The organism is Shewanella corallii, from assembly GCF_023349125.1.
Taxonomy (GTDB): domain Bacteria; phylum Pseudomonadota; class Gammaproteobacteria; order Enterobacterales; family Shewanellaceae; genus Shewanella; species Shewanella corallii.
Genome location: NZ_JAKIKT010000005.1, coordinates 1 through 23,752, shown reverse-complemented (window position 1 = coordinate 23,752; position 23,752 = coordinate 1). Strand labels below are relative to the sequence as shown.

The window sequence follows — 23,752 nt, the reverse complement described above, 5'->3', positions numbered from 1 at the left end:
GCTATGTCCGATGAGCTTATGAAAGTCGCTGCCGCGAACCTTAAAAAAGCTGTGCCACTGATGCTAAAGCATCAAATTCCTACCACCCCCACCAACTATGCTCTGTGGTACACCTATGTCGGCGAAAGGTCTCCGGAGCTCAACAAGGCAATGGACAGAGTGCTAGAAGAGTTTCAAACCTGCCCTCCCAGCCGTACTGAGTTGCTCTATCGAGAGTATGTTTCCGATCCGGTCGAGCTTGATGTCCGTCAGTTACAACAAAACCTGGAAGCTATGGTGATTGAACTTTCTCAGTCGGTGAAAGATACCAACCGGGATGCTGATATCTTTCAAAAGCAGGTGAAAACCAATTTTGCCAAGCTGGGCAAGCTGGAAGAGGAAGCCTTGTCGCTGGAGCAGGTAATGGATTTGGTGCGAAATTTCGTCAATGAGTCAGACAAGATACGCGCTTCCACTGCCTACTTTATCGGCCAGCTGCAGAAGGCGGAGAATGAGATACACCATCTCAGAGAAAGACTCGAGCAAACGGAAAAAGACTCGCTTCACGATGCCCTGACCGGCGCATTGAATCGCAGGGCGTTTGATGCCGATCTGGCCGGGCTCCTTAATCAGGCAGCGGAAGGAACATGCCTGATCCTGTTGGATATTGACCATTTCAAAGCCTTTAATGACAACTTTGGCCACCAGCTTGGTGATCAGGTGCTCAAAACTGTGGCTCAAAGGCTGGGGGATTTTTGCCGGGATGGTGCCAAAGCTTACCGGTTCGGCGGTGAGGAGTTCGCCATTATTATTCCGGGCAGCGAACTTAAGCGGGCCCGTCACCTGGCAGAATCGTTACGTCGCGGAATAGAAAAACTGGCGATCAAAGACAGACGTAAAGGCGGTACTGTCGACAGTATCACAGCGTCATTCGGTGTTGCCCAGTGGCAACAAGGCGGCAACGCCCACCAGCTGATAGAGAAAGCTGATAGCCTGCTGTATGAAGCCAAACGCCTCGGCCGCAACAGAGTCATGCCCATCACCAATTAAACCTGCTCCCAATTGCCCTCTGGTAATTAATTACTCGCATGCCGGGGGCTTGCCCCGGCATGTTGACCAATTGTTGCAATGCTGTCACTCTCATCTATTATCGACTTAACCAGACACATACCTGCTTTAACGAGAATTCACAGCAACTTATGCCAACAACAAACGCTGAAAAAGTCTCTATCTCTTTGCGCTTGGTCGCTCCCCTGAGAACGCCAGTCGTCAGCTATGGCGCGGCACGACGCCGGAGTATTTATTGCGATGGATGAGGCGACCCCAGACCACAACCTGATGGATACAGAGATCTGTCATGAGTGCGATCTAAAAGTTGAAATTCCCCCACTTGGGATAAATCAAAAAGCCCTGTGTCCCCGTTGTGGCTATCTGCTTTCAGCTAACCGTGCCAACTCGCTGGCGCGAATTCAGGCTCTGGCCATCACCTCACTGATATTTCTGTTTATCTCTTTAGCATTCGACTTTATTTCCTTCAAATCCAGTGGTCTGGAAAATAAAGTCAAGATGTTGGACAGCCTGGATATCCTGATGGACTCCGGCTATATAGCACTGGCCATAATTAAGTTGGTGACAGTATTTATTATCCCGGCTTTTGTGCTGTGTGCCCTAATCTACCTGCTGGTATTTATTCGTAATGGCCGCTACCCCTGGCAAGGGGACAGGCTGATGAATATGATCCTGCTGCTTATTCCCTGGAATATGGCAGAAATCTTTCTGGTAGGAACCCTGGTCAGTCTGATCAAAATCGTGTCACTGGCGGATATCATTCTTGGTCCCTCCTTCTTTGCGTTTATTCTGTTCTCCATTGCGATGACAGCAACCTTACTGCATATCGACAAAAGGCAGCTTAGCCTGGCGCTGGCTGCGACCAGGGCTAAAGGCGTCGCCGATACAGGCGCAACAGTTGAAAGCCCACATCAGGCCATCAATCCAAGCCTGTCGATTCAACGAACATGGGCACTGATCATCACCTCTATCATGCTGTTTATCCCAGCCAACACTCTGCCCATTATGAATACCCGCCTGCTGGGACAGGATGATCCCAGCACTATCATTGGTGGGGTCCTGCTGCTTTGGCACCATGGTTCCTATCCCATCGCCATGGTGATTTTTATCGCCAGTATTCTGGTGCCCATCGCCAAAATACTGGTGCTTATCTGGCTCAACTACAGTGTTCAGACAAATTCCATGAGCCTTGAGCAGCAACGAATTGTCCTGTACCGCATCGCAGAGTTTATTGGTCGCTGGTCGATGATAGATATCTTTGTGGTGATAGTACTGGCCAGCCTGGTGCAACTGGGCAACACCATGAGCATAGTGCCGGGGGCCGCTACCTTTGCTTTTACCGGTGTGGTGGTGGTCACCATGCTTGCGGCTATGAGCTTTGAACCCAGACTTATCTATAACGACAAGAGTGCGTATGAACACAGAACAACAAGCTGAAGCCAATGTTCAGCAGGTCAAAGGCATCTCCGCCATCTGGATTGTCCCTATCGTCGCATTATTGATAGGTGCCTGGATGGTGTATTTTCACATGAGTAATCAGGGACCTGTTATTACCATCATGTTTGAATCCGCAGAGGGAATGGAGGCAGGTAAAACCAAAATCAAATCCCGTCATGTGAATGTGGGGGAAGTTGAAAGTATTGCCCTCAACGAAGCTGGCGATGGCGTCACAGTGACCGCCAGGTTGACCAAAGACACTGACTATATGTTGGTTGAGGATACCCAGTTCTGGATTGTAACCCCAAAAATCTCCCTGTCAGGGGTATCCGGTCTGGATACGCTAATCTCTGGGGTTTATATCGAAATCGCCCCCGGCTCCTCGGACGAATCAAAAGACAGTTTTACCGCATTGGAGTCAGCACCTGTCACTCCGGTGGGTACACCGGGACTGCATATCACACTCAACAGTAATGAAGAGTTTGCATACTCCCGTGGCGATCCCATCATCTACAAAGGGCTGACAGTAGGTCAGATAGAGGACGTCTACTTTAACCTTGAAGAACGGGTGGTCTATTACAACGCCTTTATCAAAGCGCCCTACCACAAGCTGATCACCACCAATACCCGTTTCTGGGATGTCAGCGGCCTATCGGTCGACCTCAATGCTGAGGGGATTACAGTCAAAACCGGCAATATTGAAACCATGCTCACCAATGGTGTTACCTTTGATATTCCCGATGGCATGCCTTTGGGCGAGCCTGTCGTTACCCGCGACTACTTCGATATTTTCGATGATTACCAAAGCGCCAGTAACGCCAGATACAAGCACTCTCTCAAGTATGTGGTGTTTGTCAGCGACAGCATCAGAGGACTGAAAGTCGGCGCTCCAGTGGAATACCGGGGAGTCCTTATCGGCGAAGTGGCTTCCGTCAATCTGGCCACAGCGGATCCCGATATGATGTACAGCGAGGCGATACGTATTCCCGTCCTGATCAGCCTGCAACCGGGTCGGGTTGGTTTGCCTGATAATGAACGCGGTGTGCAACTGATGAATGAGCAGAATATGCTGTGGGTTAAGAGTGGTCTCAGGGCCAGCTTAAAAACCGGAAACCTGCTGACCGGCAGCCTGTTTGTCGAATTACAGCACTTCGATATGCCGCCACTTGAGGCCCAGGAAACCTACGAAGGTTACGCGGTCATTCCAACGGTGAAAGATGAGTTTTCACAGATTGCCGACAAGCTGGGGCTGTTTGTCGATAAGGTCAATCAACTGCCACTGGATGAAATAGCAGGCAATGCCAACACCACTTTGGTTAACGCCTCTGATCTGCTGAAAGATCTGCAAAAAACCAGTAATAGCCTGGACCAGCTTCTTATCAGCGCCCAGCAAGAACAGCTGATTGCTGAACTTAGACATACCCTGGAAAGCGTATCTACGCTGACCAAAGACTTCTCTGACGGCTCAGAAGGCTACGAGGAGCTGGAAGTCACACTGAAGAGTATCTCCGAAGCCATGTATGAGCTTAAACCTTTGCTGGAGCAGCTTAAGCACCAGCCAAATGGCTTGATATTTGATTCAGGCGCACCAAACCTTGAACCGAAAAAATACCAGGAGGGGGACCAATGATGAGCGGACTCAAAACAATGCTGGCCCCTGCCAGGTGCCATTTATACACTCTTGCGCTGGTAAGCACACTGGCCCTGTCCGGGTGCAGTTCAGGCTCCTCACCCGACAGCAGTCACTATTACCTGCTGAACAAGCCCACAGCAACCAAAAATTACCAGAGTGACAAAACCGTTGCTGACGCCAAAACACCTGTCATGGTATCAGTTCAAATGCCCGAATATCTCGACAGTCCCTATCTGGTGATGCAGATAGATGATCACAGAATGCACTATGCCACCTTTCATATGTGGGCGGAGCCGCTGGCTGATGCCACTGAAACCGCGCTGCTGCAAGATCTTAATCAATCCGCCCAGTTTCATTTTGTTGCTGACAAAGGCGATAGTGCAGAGCTCACCAAAGGGGATACCGGGCTGATTATTCAGCTGGATTATTTCCATGTTGCCCAGAGTGCTGAAGTGATTCTGGCGGGAAACTATACCTACCAGGGTTCGGCCAGAGATTTCTTTATTGAAACCCAAATGGACAGTGATGGCTTTTCCCACTCGGTCGCCAAGATGCGGCAGCTGATTGCTGAGCTGGCTAACGCCATACTGACTGATATCTCCTGAGTTCCGCCGGAGCCGGAGCCTTCCAAAGGTGACTCCAGCTCCGGGCAACCCAGCCCTTAACTCAACTTTTCTCTATCGTTTGCCTCAGGCTGGCCCGGACCACATACCTGTAGGGCGTATTGGCAAACAGGGCATCGAAGGGGTAACAGGTTATCAGGGTTAATATCGACCTATCGGTATCCTCCATCAACCAGGCGTCAGACTCATGGTAAACACCGGCATCAAATACCTGATACTCAATCGTCTCGCCTGATGGGATCTGCATGCTTAGTACCTGCCCCGGCTTAAGATATTGCAGTGAAGCAAAATGCGTATCCCTGTGACCTGCGATAACAGTATTGCCCGCCTCACCGGGTTTGGCCCCGGACAGCAGCATTCCCGGTCCGAAAGCCAGGGTGCGTCCCACGGCACCGGCCAGTACATAGAGTGACTTTGCCCCTTTGTCATTGTGCTGCAACGAAGCTGATGACTTGTGTTCCGAATGGAGAAACAGACGGGCGACCGGCCAGGTATCGGCCCAGCTCCAGGGCTTGTGTTCTCCTCCCTGCTCCAATGTTTTTTGCCAGGCATTGGCCACCAGAAACTGTGCAAAATGTGCTTTAGCCTGCATATATCCTCCTTTGATAAACAGTGCCAACCCGCCAAGTATCACGGCGATAGCCAGCAGCTTTACGCTTTTCATGCTTTGAGCATCCGCTTGCGACTGACCAGGTAGTAGCCGGATAACCCTGTCAGCATTAATATCAGGCCAGCCAACAACTCTCCCGGACTACCTGTGGCCGTTTTCGGCATCACCTGACCTGAAGCCCCGCCGGACCATCCTGCCGGGCGCATCAATCTGGCTTCTGCCAAACGGCTTTCAGCATCGACAGGTTTGTCCGGTGTCACATCTATCGCCACCAGACTGGTGTATGGGCTGATAAGGTGGTATTTCAAAGCAAGCGCAGTAATTTGCTCTTTGACTCTGGGATGGTTGGTGCCGGTTTCATTGAATCTCAATTCAGCCATCTGCTCCCTGGCCCACAGCAGATCCAGTCCTGCTACCCGGGATTTCACCTGCCTGCCCAAATCAATTGAGGTTTGCCAAAACTGCTTTCTGGCATCCAGCGCGCCGGTATCTCCGCTGACAATCAGCTCATCGCTGCGACCCGCCTGTTGCCGCAGACTGACCATAATGGGCTCTCCTGCGTAGAGGTCCGGCAGATTGGCAGGCCAGTACTCAGGCACAGTGCCATCGGCATACCTCAACTGCAGATTGGTCATGACAGGGCTGGCTATCTTGTCCAGCAGTTCCGTCATGCGCTCGGCCACCTGCTGCTCTGAGCCAATATAGGTGAAGGTGCCTTTACCGCTGCGGGCGGCTTTCTCCATGAAAAAGCTATTGGGGGCAGAGCCAATCCCCACAGTAAACAGTCGGCTGTCACCAAGGTGGTTGCGGATTAACTCAAACAACTGACGTTCATTACCGACAGCGCCATCGGTGATAAAGATCACCTGTCTCAATCCTGTTTTATCCTCAGTCACCTTAAGCGCCTGCAGTAATGCCGGAGCCATCTCGGTACCACCGTCCGCCTCCAGACTGTCAACAAAACGATAAGCCCGGTGGAGGTTGTTTTTTGTGGCTGGAATACTGGCCGCAGAAAATGAGGTGACCCTGTCACTGAAAGCCAGGATATTGAAGCGGTCAGCGGAAGACAGGGTTGTTAACGCCCGCTCCAGTGCCTGTCTGGCTTGCCTGATTGATTCACCACCCATGGAGCCGGAGACATCTATCACCAACACCAGTTCCCGCCCCTGATTGAACTCATGATTACCCGTCACGGGGGGCACCAACATGACAACGCCGTACTCAGTGTTTTGCTCAAGCTCGGCCACAGAAGTGTCTGACGGAACATGACTCATACCTGACTGCATATAGCTGACAGCCTGAGGCCTGCCCGGGTCAGCCATTTGCCACTCAAGCACAAAGTCTCTGTTGGGCAAGGCATCGAGCAGTGTCACTTCCAGCGAATCCTCTGATCCCGGGGACACAGTCACCCAATGATGAGGACTGAGTATCTGCCCGAGCGCGCCAGCACCATGAAACACAGCCTGAATGTCTACGGTGCCAGGAGAAGCTCCGCCCTGTTTACCGCTATTATCGGTTTCAGCTTGCTGCCCGGCGCCATATGCAGAGATAAGGTCAGTTTCCGGCTCGCCGGACGGGCTTTGATATCTGGGTGCCACCAGCATGGGGAATCTGAGCGAAAAGCGGCCATTGTCGTAACTCAGGGTTTGCTGATAATGAATCGATACCTGAACCGCTTCCCCCGGCGCCAGATTGGCGACCCGGGTGGAAAAAAATTTATTGGGTCTGTGCTGCTCAACCAGACTCGCTTTTTTACCTTCGGCCCGGGCCTTTTCATAGTCCGCTTTGGCTTGCCCGCGCGTTTTTACCTGCCCCTGGATTTTGCGCTCACCTATCTTGAGCTCCATACCATCAACTGCAGCGTTTTCAGGCAAAGGAAACAGGTAGCGACCATCCAGCCAAAACTCGCTGCCATTACGGAATGTCTGTTCCACCCAGACACGGTTAATCAAGCCACTGACCTGCATCCGTACCTTGGTACTGACGGGCAGGCTCATCACCTCGCTCCCATCCGGTGCATGCATGATCAAAGTGCCCTGCTGCAGTTCTTCCTGCTCCCGGGCGTTGACATCACCTGCTGCCAACCCGATTAACATTACGACCACAGTCAACAGGGAATTGTGCGTTACCCCGGCGCTTCGCATCCCCGCGTCTGTCTGAGTCGGCAAGCTTTGAAAAATGCCAAACATAGTCAGCTCCATACCGGGGACATGCCCCGGTTCACTTTGGTTCACAGTAGAATGCGTTTATTGGGAAGCAGTCATGGCGCCATGGCCATTTTGCAATTTGAGGGTAACCCTGCGGTCGAAGAAGTTATTCTCCAATGAAGCCTGTTCATGGAGTGGCGATTGATCCCCATAGGCCTGTCCGTTCAGACGGGACTCTGCAACCCCCTGCTTCACCAGATAGCTGCGCACCTCGGCCAGCCTTTGTTCTGACAAAGCCTGGTTATAATCACTGTTACCCTGACGGTCCGCATAGCCGGTCAAATCAAGGGTCAGTTCAGGAGACAGGCCCATTACATAGGCCACATCATCCAACTGCTGCTGAAAATGGGGCTCAATTTGAGATGAACCTGTTCTGAACTGCACATTCAATCCCAGCGCCAGCGCATCCATCTGCGCCTGAATACGGCGCTCAGCTTCCATCGCCAGCAGATCTGACTCCTGTTCCAACTGGCGTGCTCTGGCTGTCAGTGATTGCAGCTCTACATCCTGTTTGGCCAGCATCTCCTGCTGCTGTTTGATCTCTTCATCATCACCGACAGACTGACCGATAAGGCCACCTGTCAGAGCACCGATAAATGCACCAACCGGCCCGCCAACAACCGCGCCCAGTACCAGACCGGAGCCAACACCCACCAGCTCTTCGGTATGCTCACGTTCAGTTGATTCTGCTGCTGTCGCTGACTGGGACATCAGCATCCCGGCAATAAGCACGCCCACCAGAGCGTTACGTTTGGTGTTTGGAGTTTTGGCTTGAGTATTGAATTGAGTCATTTTCTGTTCCCTCATGATTTGCCCCGGTAACTTGTTCCGCGGCTCGGTTTCGATGGAACTCATTAAACACAGTGGAAAAGGCATTGAAGGGGAACAAAAATGGCAATCCGGCAATCAAATGTGGCAACAAAATGGCAATTGCCCCCGACGTGTTCCACGCCTGCTAAATTGCTGTATAGTCACCCAAAGTCAGTGAAATAAACCGTATATCAAAGTCAGATGAAACGAATCGCCATAGTTGAAGATGAAGCCCTTATCCGGGAAAACTACAAGGATGCACTGCAAGCACAGGGATACAGTGTGCAAACTTATGCCAGTCGCCCTGAGGCTATGGCCGCCTTTACCACACGTTTGCCGGATCTGGCGATTATCGATATTGGTCTGGGAAACGAGATAGATGGTGGCTTTACCCTGTGCCAGGCGCTCAGAGCCATGTCAGGCAGCCTGCCCATTATTTTCTTAACCGCCCGGGACAGCGACTTCGACACTGTATGTGGCCTGCGCCTTGGCGCCGATGATTACCTCACCAAGGATGTCAGCTTTCCTCATCTTTTGGCGCGTTTGGCTGCCCTGTTCCGCCGCTCAGAACTCATGGGCGTAAAGGAGCTGAAAGACAGCCTGATTGAACGCGGCCCGCTGACCATAGACAAGAATCGTATTGTGGTGCAGTGGCAGGGAGTCACAGTAGAGCTGACTGTGACTGAATTCTGGATGGTGTATGCACTGGCGAAACACCCGGGACATGTGCGTAACCGCACTGAATTGATGCAGGATGCCAAAATCTACGTGGATGACAGCACCATTACCTCTCATATCAAGCGCATTCGTAAGAAGTTTATGGCCATAGATCCGCAATTCGACTGTATCGATACCGTCTATGGCATGGGCTACCGCTGGAACACGCCTGTCTGATGTGGCACCCAAGAATTGGTCTTAGAGCCAAAGTTGTTCTGCTCTCTCTGTTTCTGCTCTGCCTGCCCTGGCTGGGGTATGAGTATGTGTGGGAGATGGAAAAGTACCTGAGAAACGGTCAGGAACGGACACTGGAAGGTACAACTCAGGCACTGGCGACCGCTCTGCACGAAAGGCCCAAGCTGTTTCACTCCCAGGCGAGTTTTTTAACTCAGGTCGAGAAAGGCCGGGACCTCTACGCCTACCCTCTGGCTGGCCCGATCCAGCTTGATGGCAAGCTGCAGGATTGGGATATCTATCGCCACAGGTTTATTGAGTACAGCGATGAGCATGAAATCTATAAAGTGGATGATGGCAGACCTCTTTCGCTGTCATTCACCCATATGGTGGGTAAATACGGCGGCTATCTCTATGGCTTTTTCGATGTAACCGACCCCAGCCCTGTCTATCGTGGTACCAACAGTCTGAGCATTGAGCGCAGCGACCGTCTGATGGTCGCAACCCAGACCGCCGCCGGCGAATTCAAACGTTATCTGATCACCCCCATCGAAGATGGCTGGATAAGTGCCTATGAGCTGCCTGCCGATCCTGCCCTGACCCGTCCTGTCACCCCTGAAAACCGCATTCAGGGTCAGTGGCGAAGAAGCCCAAAGGGCTATGTGATTGAGCTGAGGATCCCGCTGGAGATGCTGGGCAGCAAACTGGGATTTGCCGTCTATGATGTTAACGACAGACGCTCCGGCAGCCTTGAGGCCATTGTCGGTACCTCTGCCACTGATGATCAGCTGAAACTGGGGACTGTGCTGGTGCCCTCGCCGGAAATCGAAGAGATCATTAAAGGTATGCGCCACAACACCTCCCGCATCTGGGTGGTAGATAAACATGGTCGGGTACTGGCCAAGTCCGGTGATATCCGCAGCAACTCCAGCGTTTGGACCCGGGATCTGGAAGAAGAGCAGGACTCCAGCCTGTGGGGCGAATTCAGTCGACAATATCTGCGTCCACTCTATTACCGGATTTTGACCCAGCCTCCCAGAGACTTTATTGACTCTTTGCAGGACTCCACTGAATTGACCGGCAGCCATATCGAGAAAGCGCTGCAGGGAAAACTCGGCTCGACCTGGCGTTTGACTCCGGACAGCAAGGCCGTGGTACTGGCTGCCGCCAGCCCCATCTGGATTGACGATAAGGTAATGGGCGTGGTGATCGCTGAAGAAACGACACACGGTATCCGCACCCTGCGTAACAAGGCGCTGGAGAAACTGTTCAATATCATTTTGATTGTGATGGGCGTAGGCACCCTGTCGCTGTTTATTTTTGCGTCCAATATTTCCAGGCGGGTACGCAGATTAAGAGATGAAGCCGAGCTTGCCATCGACAATCAGGGCAGAGTCCGCAGTGGCATTACCCCTTCCAGGATCCGTGACGAAATCGGCGACCTGTCCCGCAGTTTCGCCAGCATCGTTCAGCGTCTGGGGCTCTATACCCATTATCTGGAGAATATGTCATCCCGCCTTTCCCATGAATTGCGAACCCCTGTCGCTGTGGTGCGTTCCTCCCTAGAACATCTGGAGCTTCAGGGGGTGGACGAAAACAGCAGCAAATACGTTGCCCGGGCTAAAGAAGGGGTCAGTCGCCTCAGCCTGATCCTGAACAATATGAGTGAAGCAACCCGACTGGAACAAAGCCTGGCACAGGCTGAGCGCAGTGACTTCCCACTGCGGGACGTGGTCAGCGGTTGTATGCAGGGTTATCAAATGACCTTCCCGGACAGAAAGTTCGAAGTCAAATTGCCCAAAGAGCCATTAATGATAAATGGCGTCCCGGAATATATTGCCCAATTGCTGGACAAACTAATCGCCAACGCCAGCGAATTCAGTCTTGATAGTACAGCCATTGAAGTGAGCCTTGGCGTCAGCGGTAAACAAGCGCTGCTGCAGGTCAGTAATATGGGCCCTCTGCTACCGGAAAATATGGCGGAGCAGATATTTGAGTCCATGGTATCGGTTCGTACGCCACAGGGTGGTGAGAAGCCCCACCTGGGTCTGGGCCTGTATATCGCCCGTCTGGTGGCTGAATTCCACCATGGCAATATCAAAGCCGTTAACCGGGAAGATGGCTTGGGCGTAACAGTTCAGCTCCGACTGCCATTGGGTAAGTCAGAAAACATTTAGCCATCCAGATGGCAAGAACGCCAAAACAGTGGTAGCCTGTGCCAAACAGTTGCAAACAGTAACAGGCACCAGGTTAATTAACCCGGATAGTGAATCAAAAAGTGAGCTTAGGATTGAGCAATGAGCGACAAGAATCATAAAAGAGATACCCGTATCGTCAGTGCCGGCCGTGACAGTAAATGGACCAAAGGGGTCATTAATCCCCCCGTATTCAGGGCATCAACCATAGTCTTCGACACTATGGATCAAATGCGTCAGGCCAGTGCAGGTAAAGCCGATGGGGAAATGTTCTATGGCCGCCGAGGTACGCCCACTCACTTTGCGTTTCAATCTGCCATTGCCGAGCTTGAAGGTGGCGTCGGCACAGCGCTTTACCCTTCAGGTGCGGCAGCTATCAGTGGTGCTTTATTGTCCTTTCTGAAATCCGGCGACCACCTGCTGATGGTGGACAGCGTATATGAACCTACCCGGGATTTGTGTGAGCAGGTACTGGCAGGCTTTGGTGTCGAAACCACCTATTACGACCCCTTGATAGGAGAAGGGATCCGCGAGCTTATCAGACCCAATACCAGGGTGCTGTTTCTCGAGTCCCCCGGCTCAATCACCATGGAAGTTCAGGATGTCCCGACCCTTTGTCGTATCGCCCATGAGCACGATTTAATCACCATGTTGGACAACACCTGGGCTTCTCCTATTAATTGCCGTCCGTTTGAGATGGGCGTGGATATCTCAATCCAGGCTGCCACCAAATATATTGTCGGTCATTCCGACGTGATGATGGGCACAGCCACCGCCAATGAAAAACACTGGCGTCAACTGCAGGAGCATTCCTATCTTATGGGCCAGTGCACTAGCCCGGATGACGTGTTTCTTGCTGCCAGGGGCCTGAGAACTCTCGGCGTGCGCCTTGCGCAACATGAAAAAAACGCACTGACCATAGCCCACTGGCTGGCCAGCAGACCTGAAGTGGACCATATTCGCCACCCGGCATTTGAAACCTGTCCGGGACACGAGTTTTTCAAGCGGGATTTCAGCGGCAGCAATGGACTGTTTTCATTCGTGCTGAAACAAGGCAACCTCAAAGCCACCACAGCTTTTGTCGAGCAGATGGCGCACTTTAAGATGGGCTTCTCCTGGGGCGGTTATGAAAGTCTTATTCTGTCGGTAAACGGCATAGACAAGATCCGCAGTGCCACCGACTGGGACAGCAGCAAGCCGTTAATCCGCCTGCATATTGGCCTGGAGGACCCGGAGGATTTGATTGCCGATCTGGAAGCTGGCTTTGAGCGCTTTAATGCTGTGATGCAGGCTTGATAATTCACACCAATCCAGCGACGCACATCACAATTTAATATTTCTTTGCCATGGTCTGATAAGGATCAGACCATCTTAAAGTCACTTCAGGTAGAATTAATTTTCTTTTTACTGATACGCGCAGGGATAGTGCAAACAAGAACGCCCTGCCGACCTTGTCCCTGCCCCTCGTCTCAGTATCACCCGCTCCTTAAGAGACTTACGAATGATGATGTGGATAGAGTTGGGCGTCGTGCTGCTCAGTATCTTCCTTGGTGCCCGCCTTGGTGGGGTAGCGATTGGATTTGCCGGTGGCCTGGGCGTTATGGTGTTGGCCCTGCTCGGGGTTGAGCCAGGCAATATTCCCTGGGATGTAATTCTGATTATTATGTCAGTCATCTCCGCCATTGCAGCCATGCAAATGGCAGGCGGTATGGATTATCTGGTGCATCTAGCTGAACGTATGATGCGCCGTCACCCTGACAAAATCACTCTGGTTGCGCCACTTATCACCTACTTTATGACCCTGCTGGCCGGCACGGGACATACCGCCTTCTCCACCTTGCCTGTCATCGCCCAGGTTGCCAAAGAGCAGCAGATCCGCCCTTCACGACCACTGTCTGTGTCTGTGGTGGCATCTCAAATCGCCATCACTGCATCACCGGTTTCTGCCGCTATGGTGTTCTTTGCCAGCATTATGGAGCCAAGGGGCGTCAGCTATCTGGAACTGCTGGGCATCTGTATTACCTCAACCCTGGCTGCAGTTATCCTGACCTCTTTTGTCGCCAATCATCTGGGTTGTGAGCTGAAGGATGATCCTGTTTATCAACAGCGTCTGGCCAATGGCGAAATCAAGCTGCCGGATCAAAGTCAGATTGAGATTAAACCCGGTGCCAAATTCTCTGTGATGATTTTTGTTATCGCCATTATGGCGGTAATGGCTTACGCCACCGCGATTTCACCCACTATTGGCCTGATAACCGATCCCACTCTGTCACGGGATCAGGCAATTATCTCCCTGATGCTGACTGCGGCTCTGGCTATCACCATGGTGTGTAAGCTGGATGCAGAGCAGATTGTCACTGCCGCCACCTTCCGCTCAGGCATGTCAGCCTGTATTTGTGTAATGGGCGTTGCCTGGCTGGGTGATACCTTTGTTGAAGCCAATCTGGATGCCATCAAGCATACAGCTTCAAGCTTGCTGTCGGCATATCCCTGGATGCTGGCAGTGGTACTCTTCTTTGCGGCCATGCTGCTCTACTCACAAGCCGCCACTACCAAGGCTCTGCTGCCAGCGGCACTGGCACTGGGAGTGGCGCCGGTCACTGCTGTCGCCTCGTTTGCGGCGGTGTCAGCCCTGTTTGTACTACCTACCTACCCAACACTGCTGGCCGCGGTGGAGATGGATGACACAGGCTCAACCCGCATAGGTAAAGCCGTGTTCAATCATCCCTTTATGATCCCGGGGCTGTTGGCGATTTCACTCGCGGTCGCCTTCGGCTTTGCCATAGGGTCTGTGGTGTTGTAAGGCTTAACCAGGTTTCTAAAGTGAAAAACGCAGCCAATTGGCTGCGTTTTGTTATTAGAGCAAATGTATTCAGTTGTTAACCGCGCCCGAAGTCTGCCAGGCATCAGTGCCGTACAGAGGCACGGCCGACAGCGCGTGTTTATGACTGCCACTGCTCTCCTTGGTAGAGTATGAGAGGTAAAGTAACGTCTGGTGCTCGGCATCATAGATGCGTCTGACCTTAAGGTTCTTAAACAAAATGCTTAACGATTCCTTATAGACCACTTCACCGCCTTTGCTCTTATCAATACTGGCGATCTCAGCTGCGCTAATGGGCCCTGTCTGACGACAGGCAATACTCATATCCGATGGATCCGCCAACGACAAATCAGCTTCAATACGACTGATATAACAGGTTACCCCGGGGATCTTGGGGTCTTGCCTGGCGTCAATCACCACATCTTTGGTGGTGAAGAGCCCCAGACTGACCTTGGCAACATCATCGCCACCACAGCCGGTCAGCGCCAACAAACTCAGGAGTACCAGTTTTTTCATGCAATGATTTCCTTATGCATTGAATATCTTGTTTGCCCAGCGGGTCAGGCCTGCAGTGACAGAGCCAAAGTGGTCCCCGACTATCACTTCACACTCAGGGTAACAGCGGGCGATACGCTCGTAAATGGCCGGACTGCGGGCTGTTCCTCCGGTGACATAGATGATTTCTGGCTGAACTCCGGCGGTTTCCACCGCACTGTGCATTAACGACTCCACCCGGCTCAGGGGGTCATCAATGGCCGTCACAAATTGGCAGGCGCTGATATCAGCTTGCAGCTGCGCCTCTACAAACCCAAGCTGTGATTGGGTGCTCTGTGCATCTGACAGAGCTATTTTGGCGCCCTCGGCCTGTCTGACCAACTGATATGACAGCTGATTACGCTGCACTGTAAGCAGGCGCTTCAACAGCTCAGGTTGACGGGCTTCTTTAATCAAATCGTCAATCAGCTTCTTGCAGGTCACAGAGGAAAAGTCACGCTGAGCCGCGATATCATTCACCGCGACACAGTTCCAGAACACCTTGCTGGGCATAGGCTTGCCTGTGACCAGTTCGCTGCCAAGTCCCATATGTGGCATAAAGCTGTGCATCGCCAGGGCGATATCCAGATCGTTACCACCAATACGCTGACCACTGTGCCCTAAAAAGTCGCCACTGCGGTCTGTATTTCCCACCCGGGATGGACCCATCTTCACTACAGAGCAATCAGTGGTACCGCCACCAACATCCACCACCAGCACGGTTTTGTCCTGAGTCAGTTGTGCTTCAAAGTCCATACCTGCGGCTATGGGTTCAAACAGAAAGGCCACTTCGCTGAAACCTGCTCTTTGCGCCGCAGTGGTCAGAATGCTTTCGGCCTGTTCATTGGCCTGCTCGCCGCCAATCCCCTGAAAGTTAACCGGACGGCCAATCACTGCCCGGGTGATCTGCTGACCATTGCCCAGCGCCGTTTCACCACAGGCTTTAATATGCAGCATCATCAGAGTCACTATGTCTTCGAACAACGCAATCTGGTCCGGACGCAAGCCGCTGGCACCCAGGAAGGATTTGGGAGATCGGACATAAAAGCCCTCTTCCGGGACTTCCATATAAGCATTAAAAGCAGCCTCGCCGAAAAACACCACTTCATCTGATGGAAGCAAATCCAGCTCCCGGCGCACCACTTTGGCTCTGCTTAGCTGGGCGCTGCGGTTTTTGGCATAGTCAGGCTGACGGCTGACGTCGAGTCTTTGATAAACGGCTTCGGCAATCAGCTCTCTGTCATAAGCATACAGAGTCGAACTCATATAACGACTGTCACCGGCAATGGGCAGCAGCTGCACACCATCAGCCGTCATTACCCCCAAAGCGCAGTTGGCACTGCCATAATCGAAACCAACAAACATGAAGACTCCAAGATCCCGGAAAAAGCCGGCAAAACTAACACAAAACCGACGAGCAAGACACAGTAAATTCAGTCTTTTTCATGTAACACTTCGGTCATAAATGTCATATAGCTGACATGGTGGGTCGCTAGAGTAGCAGCTGTTTTCACGAGGGTGTTCAGCATGGGACAAGTGAACTTTAGCTGCTGTTAGGCCCAGCCTGAAAAAGGCCAGTGATATAATATTTGGCAAAGGAAGGTAAGCCGTGACCACGGGTTCAGATAAACTGCTTGTAGAAAAAGAACTATCCTGGCTCTCTTTTAATGAACGGGTACTGCAGGAAGCCTGTGACCCCAACGTGCCCATAGTTGAGCGAGTGCGCTTTCTGGGGATCTACTCCAACAATATGGACGAGTTCTTCAGGGTTCGTGTCGCGGCGGTCAGACGTAGATTGCAACTTGGCAGTATTACCAGCGACAGGGACAGAAACCGTCATTTGCTGCAAAAAATTCAGACCAAGGTGCTGGCACTGCAGGAAAAGTTCGACGCCATGTATGCGGAGCTGATGCGCGAACTGGTGCGCTGCAATATTTTTCTGGTGAACGAACAGCAGCTGAGCGAATTCCACAGTCCCTGGTTGAAAAAACACTTTAGAGATAACCTCAGACAGCATATTACGCCGCTGATCATCAACCGCCATCAGGACCTTCCCATGTTGCTGCGGGACGATACCACTTATCTGGCGGTGAGCCTCAACAGCGATCATCAGCGTCAGTACGCACTGATTGAAGTCCCCACCAAGAATGTTCCCCGCTTTGTCGAGTTACCTACGGAGCAAACCAAACGCAAAAAACACCTTATTTTGCTGGATAATGTGATTCGTCACTGTGTGCACGAGCTGTTCAGCCCTTTTTTCGACTACAACAGCATTGAAGTTTACTCCATGAAAATCACCCGGGATGCCGAGTTCGATCTGGATGACGAGTTGGAGCACAGCCAACTCGAAAAGATGACTCAGGCACTCAAGCAACGATTGACCGCTGAGCCGGTGCGTTTGGTATTTGACCGGGATATGCCCGAGCACATGCTGACCATGCTCACCGATAGATTGGGGATCAGCAATACCGAGTGTCTGGTGCCAGGTGGCCGCTACCACTCATTCAAAGACTTTATTGGCTTTCCCAACCCGGGACGCAAGTATCTTGAACACCCCAAGCTCAAGGCACTCAAACATCCACTGTTTTACAAGTCGGTCAACAAGTTTGATGCGTTGGCACGCCAGGATATTTTACTTTATTACCCTTACCACAGGTTCTCTCACTTCACGGAACTGGTTCGTCAGGCCGCCTATGATCCCGCGGTGAAGTTTATCCGCATTAATGTATACCGGGTCGCCAGGCAGTCTCAAATCATGCACTCCCTGATGGAAGCAGTAAAAAACGGTAAGAAAGTCACTGCAGTGGTAGAGCTGGCAGCCCGTTTTGATGAAGAAGCCAATATCGAATGGAGTAAACGTTTAGCCGAGGCCGGAGTTAGAGTTCACCATGGGATCCCCAGCCTGAAAATTCATTCCAAACTCTGCATTATTGGCCGTGAGGAAGAGGGAAAAACCCGACTTTACGCCCATATTGGTACGGGCAACTTTAATGAAAGCACAGCCAGGATCTATACCGATTTCTCACTCTTTACCGGCAACCAGGAGATAGCCTCAGAAGTCGCCCAGGTGTTTGAGCTGATAGAGCACCCTTATCGCAGGTACCAATTCAACCACCTGATGGTATCCCCCTACAATGTCAGGGAAAAAATTGATGCCCTGATAGAACACGAGATTGAGAAGGCCAGTTCGCGTAAGCCAGCCGCCATCAACCTTAAGGTCAACAATCTGGTGGACAGAGCACTTATCGACAAGCTGTATCAGGCATCGGCAGCCGGAGTGAAAATACGTCTTATGGTGCGGGGCATGTGCGCGCTGGTCCCCGGCGTGAAAGCTATAAGCGACAATATCCAGATATACAGTGTGGTCGACCGCTTTTTGGAGCACGCCAGAGTCATGCACTTCCATCATAGTGGTGAAAACCGCATCTTTATCACGTCGGCTGACTGGATGAAACGAAATCTGGATGAGCGTATTGAGGTCGGCGCCCCAATACTGGATGAAGCTCTCAAACAAACCATAATGGATATCATGGCGATACAGTTTAGTGATAACACTAAAAATCGCCTGATTAATCAGGATCAAACCAACCCCTATCGCACCCGGGGTAACAAACGCAAAGTACGTTCACAAATTGCAATTCTGGATTATTTGCAACAAAGAGAGAAAAAGCTGGCAGAATTAAAACAGGAAGAGAATACAGAGCAGGAAATCGGCAATGACAACAAACACACAAGTGAGCCGGTTATCGCTGCCGACAAGCAAGCAGGTACCCCTCTGAAATGCCAGAAAATAACTCCTTAACCTTGAACCCAAGACCCAAGCACTATATCGCCATAGATATGGGGTCAAACAGTTTTCATCTCGTAATCGCCAGAGAGCAGGATGGCCAGCTACAAATAGTCCATAAGGAAAAGCAGCAGGTTAAGCTGGCTCAGGGGCTGGATGACAATAACCGGTTAAGCGAAGACGCTATGCAAAGGGGCCTTGATTGTCTTAAAAACTTTAACCTCAGGTTTGCCGACATTAGTAACGCCGAAATCCGTTTAGTGGCTACCTATACCCTGAGGGTTGCAGCCAACCGAAACGAGTTTCTCACTCAGGCCAGAGCAGCACTGCCCTACCCCATTGAAGTGATATCCGGTCATGAAGAAGCCAGGCTCATCTACCATGGTATCGCGCAGTCTGAAGTACTGGAAAAGAATAATCTGGTTATAGACATAGGGGGCGGTTCAACAGAAGTCATTGTTGGCAGACGTCAGAAGTCCCGTCAGCTAACCAGCCTCAGCTGTGGTTGCGTCAGCTTTAACGAAAAGTTTTTCAAAAATACTCCCATCTCCCTGGAGCAATTTCACTCTGCCGGGCGGGCTGCCGATGAAGAGTTTGCAACCCTGTCCAAAGCCTATTTCAGCGAAGACTGGGATCTGGTGCTGGGAAGTTCAGGTACAGTCAAAGCGGTTGCAGAAGTATTGAATGAGCTCTATAACGACAGCGAAATCACTCTCGCAAACCTGAAAAAACTCAAGCGGCAACTGGTTGAGTGGGGCAACCTCGACGGACGCTTTTCCAGCATAGATGAAAGACGTGCCGGTATACTGCCTGCAGGATTAGCCATTCTTATCAGCTTCTTCCGCCGTTTATCGGTTAAATCACTTAAATACACCTATGGCGCTCTGCGTGAAGGCGTGCTCTATGAGATGGCCCAAATAGGCCAGTATCAGGACGTCAGGCTCAGAACCGTCGACAGTATAGCCCGTCTCTATCATGTAGACCGCAGCCACGCGTTCAGGGTTCGGGATGCCGCTATGCAGCTGTTTGAGCAGGTGGCCGACACTTGGCAACTCAGAGGTTACAGTCGCCTGTTGGCTTATGCTGCCACACTCCATGAAGTCGGCATACATATTAACTCACGGGCGCACCAGCGCCATGGCGCCTATATCATCAGCAATGCTGACCTGCCAGGCTTTGACGAAGCGATGCAGCAGGAGTTGGCAAGCCTGATAGGTAACCATAGAAAACGCCCGGATGAGACGCTGGCTGAGGACCTGCCACTGGCTCGCCTCACCAGTATTTTACGTCTGGCAGTGCTGCTGAATCTGGGGCGACAGGGCAAGAGCGTTAGTGTGAAAATCAATGCAGATACCAATCAATTGCACATCGCCCTGCCCCGGGGCAAACGAAAAATCACTCTGCTGATGGCAGATCTGGAACGGGAAGCCAGATGGCTGCAGCCTCTTGGGATAGAGCTAATTGTCACAGCTGTGATTGAAAGAAAAAGCTGAGTGCTTTAGCCGAATACAACAAAGGACGCAGTAGCGTCCTTTGTTGTATTTAAACACACCGGATTCAGACAGGTGCTAAGGCATAGATCAGGCCTGCTGTTCGCCCCACAGCTTTTCATCTTGCTGCATTTTGTACAGGCTCTGGGCACGGGAGACCAGCATATTGGCGAATTTGGCCTGAGTCGGGTCTTTAACCGCGCCGCTTTGGATCAGGTTTTCAGCCTTTAATTGCCAGGTCAAAGAGAAGTGTTTAATGGCTTCACGGGCGCTTGGCGCAACATCCGCAGGCACATAATCTGTTGGCAAGTCACCGGAAATCACCCAAAACTGCTTTTTCTTTGGTTGAGAGGATTCCATCTTCCATACGGCAACATAAGGCACCAGATAACGGCTTTGATCCGTTAATACCTTTCCGGGAATGACTCCCTTTTCTGCCAGGAATTTGTTGGCTTTCTGGAACTGTTCACGCACCCATTCCTGCTGCATCTGGGCAGCCTGTTCTGGTGTCAATTGAGGGGCTTCGGAGGTAGGTGGTACTGTCTGCTCAGTCATACTGCTTCCTAATTCTTGTGTTCTTATTGTTTCATGCTGCTTCACTGCTTAGAGCGGCCAGATTAGATTATTATTGTTTACCTCTGACATACTCACCGCCTGCCGAATGTTGCCGGGTCGTTTTAAGCTGTATTAACTTGTCCGACCAGCTTTACGTTAACGTAAAGTGGAAAGCAAAATTGCCACACAGATCACATTCAATATACAGGCTGTCTTTGGTCGAGCTTATCCCGAAATGCTATGTTTTCGCAAACAATATCACTAAGTCCGGCCCCATAGCACCGCGTTGCTGGCCAAGGACACACTCTCAGTGGGGACAAGCAAGTGGCTGTATTCAATCACCCTTCTTTTGACAATCACGAACATGTCATGTTTTGCCATGACGAAGAATCCGGCCTTAAGGCCATTATCGCCGTCCATAACACCAATCTTGGCCCTGCCGTTGGCGGCTGCCGCATGTGGCAGTACGAGTCTGACGAAGAGGCCCTGACGGATGTGCTGCGCCTTTCACGGGGCATGACTTATAAAAATGCCCTGGCAGGCCTGAGCATGGGTGGTGGAAAGTCTGTGATCCTGGCAGACCCTAAAACTGCCAACAGAGAAGCACTGTTCCGCGCTTTCGGACGTGCCGTAGACAGCCTGGGTGGCCGTTACTACTCTGCAGAAGACGTGGGCGTGTCCACTACAGATATCATGATTGCTCATCAGGAAACGCCTTATATGGCTGGCCTGGAGGGCAAGAGTGGCGACCCTTCTCCATTTACCGCACTGGGCACTTTTCTGGGTATTAAGGCCGCGGTAAAGCATCAGCGAGGTCTGGACACGGTAAAAGGTCTGAAAATCTCTGTACAGGGAATTGGCCATGTAGGTTATTACCTGTGTAAACACCTGCACGAAGAAGGTGCCGAACTGATCGTCACTGACATAAATCAAGAGGCATTGGAAACAGTTAAGAACGACTTTGGTGCCATTGTGGTTGCTCCTCAGGATATCTACACTCAGGATGTCGACATCTATGCCCCCTGCGCTCTGGGTGCGTCCATCAATGACCATACCCTGCCCCTGCTGAAAGCCAGCATTGTGGCCGGTTGTGCCAATAATCAGCTGGCAGAACGTCGTCATGGTGAAGCGCTGAAAGAGATGGGTATTCTGTACGCGCCGGACTATGTGATAAATGCAGGAGGCATTATCAATGTTTCCTTTGAAAATGAATATGATGCCGCAGCTTCAACGGCCAAGGTTGAAAAGATTTATGATACCTTGAGCACCATTTTCAAACAGGCTGACGAACAGAACCGCACCACAGGTGATGTCGCAGATGAGATGGCTCGCGCCATTATCAATGCAGCAAAATAAGGCACATCAAGACCTTATTTGATTTGATAACGGGAGCTTATTACAGCTCCCTTTTTTATGTCTTCTTGCTATAAATTAATTTTCCCAATAGCCACAAAGCTATACCTACAATCCGGAATTTAGACGCTGGAAAACTTCAACTTCCTTTGCTTAATTTAGTACTCCATCATCACGCAAAGGAAGGCACCAATGATCAGTTTTCTCCATCAGGATCGCGGTCATACATTTAAGTTGCAGGCGAGCAACTGGGCTGGATGGGAGAAACTGTGGGTCGACGATAAACTGGTATCACAGCGATTTAATATTTCAGGGCAGACTGAATACCAGGTCAGTACGGAAAGTGGCAATGATTATCGCCTTACGACTTTGGTGGAGCCGGACAGCCAATTGATAATTTGCCGCTTGTACCGCCACCATAACCGGGACTTTGAGCATGTATGCTCACTGAAACAGGGAAAAAACCACCAGCAACGGCAGGCTCGCCGGCTCTATCTGCTGTCAGCGGCCGCCATGGGTTCAGCATTTACACTGCTGATTTGGTAACTCTGGAAGAATGGACCCATTGCCGGGCGAATGTTCAGATTGTCACTCCAAACCGGCATCACACAAGTTAAGAGACGCTTTGCCAATGCAGATATAGTACTCCTGCCGGTAACTGCCACTGCCGGCACTGGTTGTCGTCACTTTTACCTTTCCATTTTCTTGCAGTACGGCGTCAGTCACAAAGCCGTCCCGGGCAAAACTCAGGCCCATTTCAAAGTCACCAACGTCCAGATTACGATATAACAGCGCCGTCACGCTGCCGATAGATCTGGGCTCATCACTCCCTTCTGTAATCACCAGGTCGCGGCCATCATCAAGCTTGATCACCTGACTGAATATCCCTGACTCATGGGGCGGTATATTAGATTGCGAAAGAGCTGGACTGCTCGCTGACACGTTAATGGCTGACGGGTCATACCATTCCGCATTAAAGTTCAGTCACCTTTGCCCAGTCTCTGGCGCACATCTTTATCACTCGGTTTGTACTGCTGATGAAGTTGTTCCAAGCCTGACTGCAAGCATCCACTATGTCCTCATATCCTTTGAAATAGCGATTAGCGAGATGATGTTGCCGCAGCCAACTCCACACCTGTTCGATGGGGTTTAGTTCCGGGGAATAGGGTGGCAATTTGAGTATCGATAAGTTGGGGATATCAACTGCAATGTCATTGGTATGCCACCCTGCACCATCCATTACTACCACAGCATGTCTTCCTGGTTTCGTGCGATTGGCGATCAGTTCCAGGTGCTGGCGCATGATGTCCTTATTAACAAAGGGTGTGATAAGCGCTTCAGTTTCTCCCGTTGCAGGACAGACAGCGCCGAAGAGGTGTGCATATTCAAACTGCTGCTGTTTTAGCGCTCTGGGTCTACTGCCTTTCGGTGCCCAGAGTCGTGTTGTTGTATTTTGCTGACCGAATCTGGCTTCGTCCTGAAACCAAATATCAATCTGGTGTGGTTGTATATGAATAGGTGTGTGAAGGATCGTTTCCAGAGGAAACTTTTTTAAAAGCGTCCTGCACGCCCCGAGTCTGTTTTGGATGCCTGGAGCGGCTGGTTATCCAGCTGAACCCCATGCTCTTGAGTAGCTTGTAGATATGATTGAGGTGGTACTCAACACCAAACTCACTCGATATGTATTGCTGGATATCTGCCCCGGTTAGCCTGCCGCCCTCATCCGATTGTGCTTTGAACTTAATATATCTGGCGAGTC

General features: G+C 51.3%; 19 protein-coding genes and 1 pseudogene. 12 read left to right on the top strand and 8 right to left on the bottom strand.

The window, feature by feature from the left end:
- Positions 1–3: 3 nt before the first annotated feature.
- From L2725_RS13190 to L2725_RS13175, 4 genes are all read left to right on the top strand, one after another.
- Entirely contained in the window at positions 4–1,029 is a 1,026-nt protein-coding gene (locus L2725_RS13190) for a GGDEF domain-containing protein (protein ID WP_248937063.1), read from the top strand.
- A 225-nt stretch (positions 1,030–1,254) separates the two neighbouring features.
- On the top strand, positions 1,255–2,484 hold the full coding sequence (locus L2725_RS13185) for a paraquat-inducible protein A (protein WP_249249400.1): 1,230 nt from the start codon (positions 1,255–1,257) through the stop codon (positions 2,482–2,484).
- Positions 2,462–4,114 (top strand): intermembrane transport protein PqiB, encoded by a 1,653-nt coding sequence (gene pqiB / locus L2725_RS13180; protein WP_249249398.1) that lies wholly within the window; start codon positions 2,462–2,464, stop codon positions 4,112–4,114. Before L2725_RS13185 ends, pqiB begins: the two co-directional genes overlap by 23 nt.
- Complete coding sequence (locus tag L2725_RS13175; protein WP_249249397.1) at positions 4,111–4,722, top strand: PqiC family protein; 612 nt, start codon at positions 4,111–4,113, stop codon at positions 4,720–4,722. Before pqiB ends, L2725_RS13175 begins: the two co-directional genes overlap by 4 nt.
- 61 nt (positions 4,723–4,783) lie before the next feature.
- Here L2725_RS13175 and L2725_RS13170 read toward each other — a convergent pair whose 3' ends face one another.
- Genes L2725_RS13170 through pdsO form a run of 3 tightly spaced genes read right to left on the bottom strand, consistent with a single transcriptional unit; the run spans position 4,784 to position 8,349 of the window.
- Complete coding sequence (locus L2725_RS13170; protein WP_249249396.1) at positions 4,784–5,404, bottom strand: class GN sortase; 621 nt, start codon at positions 5,402–5,404, stop codon at positions 4,784–4,786.
- Entirely contained in the window at positions 5,401–7,539 is a 2,139-nt protein-coding gene (locus tag L2725_RS13165; protein ID WP_249249395.1) for a marine proteobacterial sortase target protein, read from the bottom strand. Before L2725_RS13165 ends, L2725_RS13170 begins: the two co-directional genes overlap by 4 nt.
- 57 nt (positions 7,540–7,596) lie before the next feature.
- Positions 7,597–8,349 (bottom strand): sortase-associated OmpA-like protein PdsO, encoded by a 753-nt coding sequence (gene pdsO / locus L2725_RS13160; RefSeq protein ID WP_249249394.1) that lies wholly within the window; start codon positions 8,347–8,349, stop codon positions 7,597–7,599.
- 219 nt (positions 8,350–8,568) lie between these two features.
- Here pdsO and pdsR point away from each other — a divergent pair, with 219 nt between their 5' ends.
- The 4 genes from pdsR to L2725_RS13140 all read left to right on the top strand — a co-directional run bounded on the left by pdsR (position 8,569) and on the right by L2725_RS13140 (position 14,256).
- The gene (gene pdsR, locus L2725_RS13155) at positions 8,569–9,261 is read left to right on the top strand and encodes a proteobacterial dedicated sortase system response regulator (protein ID WP_249249393.1); all 693 of its coding nucleotides are present in this window, start codon (positions 8,569–8,571) and stop codon (positions 9,259–9,261) included.
- Positions 9,261–11,435, top strand: coding sequence for a proteobacterial dedicated sortase system histidine kinase (gene pdsS / locus L2725_RS13150; protein WP_249249392.1), 2,175 nt, complete (start codon positions 9,261–9,263; stop codon positions 11,433–11,435). Before pdsR ends, pdsS begins: the two co-directional genes overlap by 1 nt.
- A gap of 120 nt (positions 11,436–11,555) precedes the next feature.
- Entirely contained in the window at positions 11,556–12,749 is a 1,194-nt protein-coding gene (locus L2725_RS13145) for a cystathionine beta-lyase (RefSeq protein WP_249249391.1), read from the top strand.
- Between the two features lie 208 nt (positions 12,750–12,957).
- The gene (locus tag L2725_RS13140) at positions 12,958–14,256 is read left to right on the top strand and encodes an anaerobic C4-dicarboxylate transporter (protein ID WP_249249626.1); all 1,299 of its coding nucleotides are present in this window, start codon (positions 12,958–12,960) and stop codon (positions 14,254–14,256) included.
- A 69-nt stretch (positions 14,257–14,325) separates the two neighbouring features.
- Here L2725_RS13140 and L2725_RS13135 read toward each other — a convergent pair whose 3' ends face one another.
- Together L2725_RS13135 and yegD are read right to left on the bottom strand one after the other, a co-directional pair.
- A complete protein-coding gene (locus L2725_RS13135) occupies positions 14,326–14,790 on the bottom strand; it encodes a CreA family protein (RefSeq protein ID WP_249249390.1) in 465 nt (154 codons plus the stop codon).
- Positions 14,791–14,802: 12 nt separating this feature from the next.
- Entirely contained in the window at positions 14,803–16,173 is a 1,371-nt protein-coding gene (gene yegD / locus L2725_RS13130) for a molecular chaperone (protein WP_249249389.1), read from the bottom strand.
- Positions 16,174–16,417: 244 nt separating this feature from the next.
- Between yegD and ppk1 the strand changes: the two genes are divergently transcribed.
- A complete protein-coding gene (gene ppk1 / locus L2725_RS13125; RefSeq protein WP_249249388.1) occupies positions 16,418–18,610 on the top strand; it encodes a polyphosphate kinase 1 in 2,193 nt (730 codons plus the stop codon).
- Positions 18,589–20,088, top strand: coding sequence for a Ppx/GppA phosphatase family protein (locus L2725_RS13120; protein WP_249249387.1), 1,500 nt, complete (start codon positions 18,589–18,591; stop codon positions 20,086–20,088). Before ppk1 ends, L2725_RS13120 begins: the two co-directional genes overlap by 22 nt.
- 87 nt (positions 20,089–20,175) lie before the next feature.
- Here L2725_RS13120 and L2725_RS13115 read toward each other — a convergent pair whose 3' ends face one another.
- A complete protein-coding gene (locus L2725_RS13115) occupies positions 20,176–20,640 on the bottom strand; it encodes a DUF4826 family protein (RefSeq protein ID WP_115137654.1) in 465 nt (154 codons plus the stop codon).
- Between the two features lie 324 nt (positions 20,641–20,964).
- Here L2725_RS13115 and L2725_RS13110 point away from each other — a divergent pair, with 324 nt between their 5' ends.
- Together L2725_RS13110 and L2725_RS13105 are read left to right on the top strand one after the other, a co-directional pair.
- The gene (locus L2725_RS13110) at positions 20,965–21,996 is read left to right on the top strand and encodes a Leu/Phe/Val dehydrogenase (RefSeq protein WP_249249386.1); all 1,032 of its coding nucleotides are present in this window, start codon (positions 20,965–20,967) and stop codon (positions 21,994–21,996) included.
- A 189-nt stretch (positions 21,997–22,185) separates the two neighbouring features.
- Entirely contained in the window at positions 22,186–22,539 is a 354-nt protein-coding gene (locus tag L2725_RS13105) for a hypothetical protein (protein WP_249249385.1), read from the top strand.
- Between the two features lie 42 nt (positions 22,540–22,581).
- Here L2725_RS13105 and L2725_RS13100 read toward each other — a convergent pair whose 3' ends face one another.
- Together L2725_RS13100 and L2725_RS13095 are read right to left on the bottom strand one after the other, a co-directional pair.
- Entirely contained in the window at positions 22,582–22,866 is a 285-nt protein-coding gene (locus L2725_RS13100) for a PliI family lysozyme inhibitor of I-type lysozyme (RefSeq protein ID WP_249249384.1), read from the bottom strand.
- Positions 22,867–22,966: 100 nt separating this feature from the next.
- Positions 22,967–23,752: pseudogene (locus L2725_RS13095) on the bottom strand (IS630 family transposase); the annotation flags it as partial.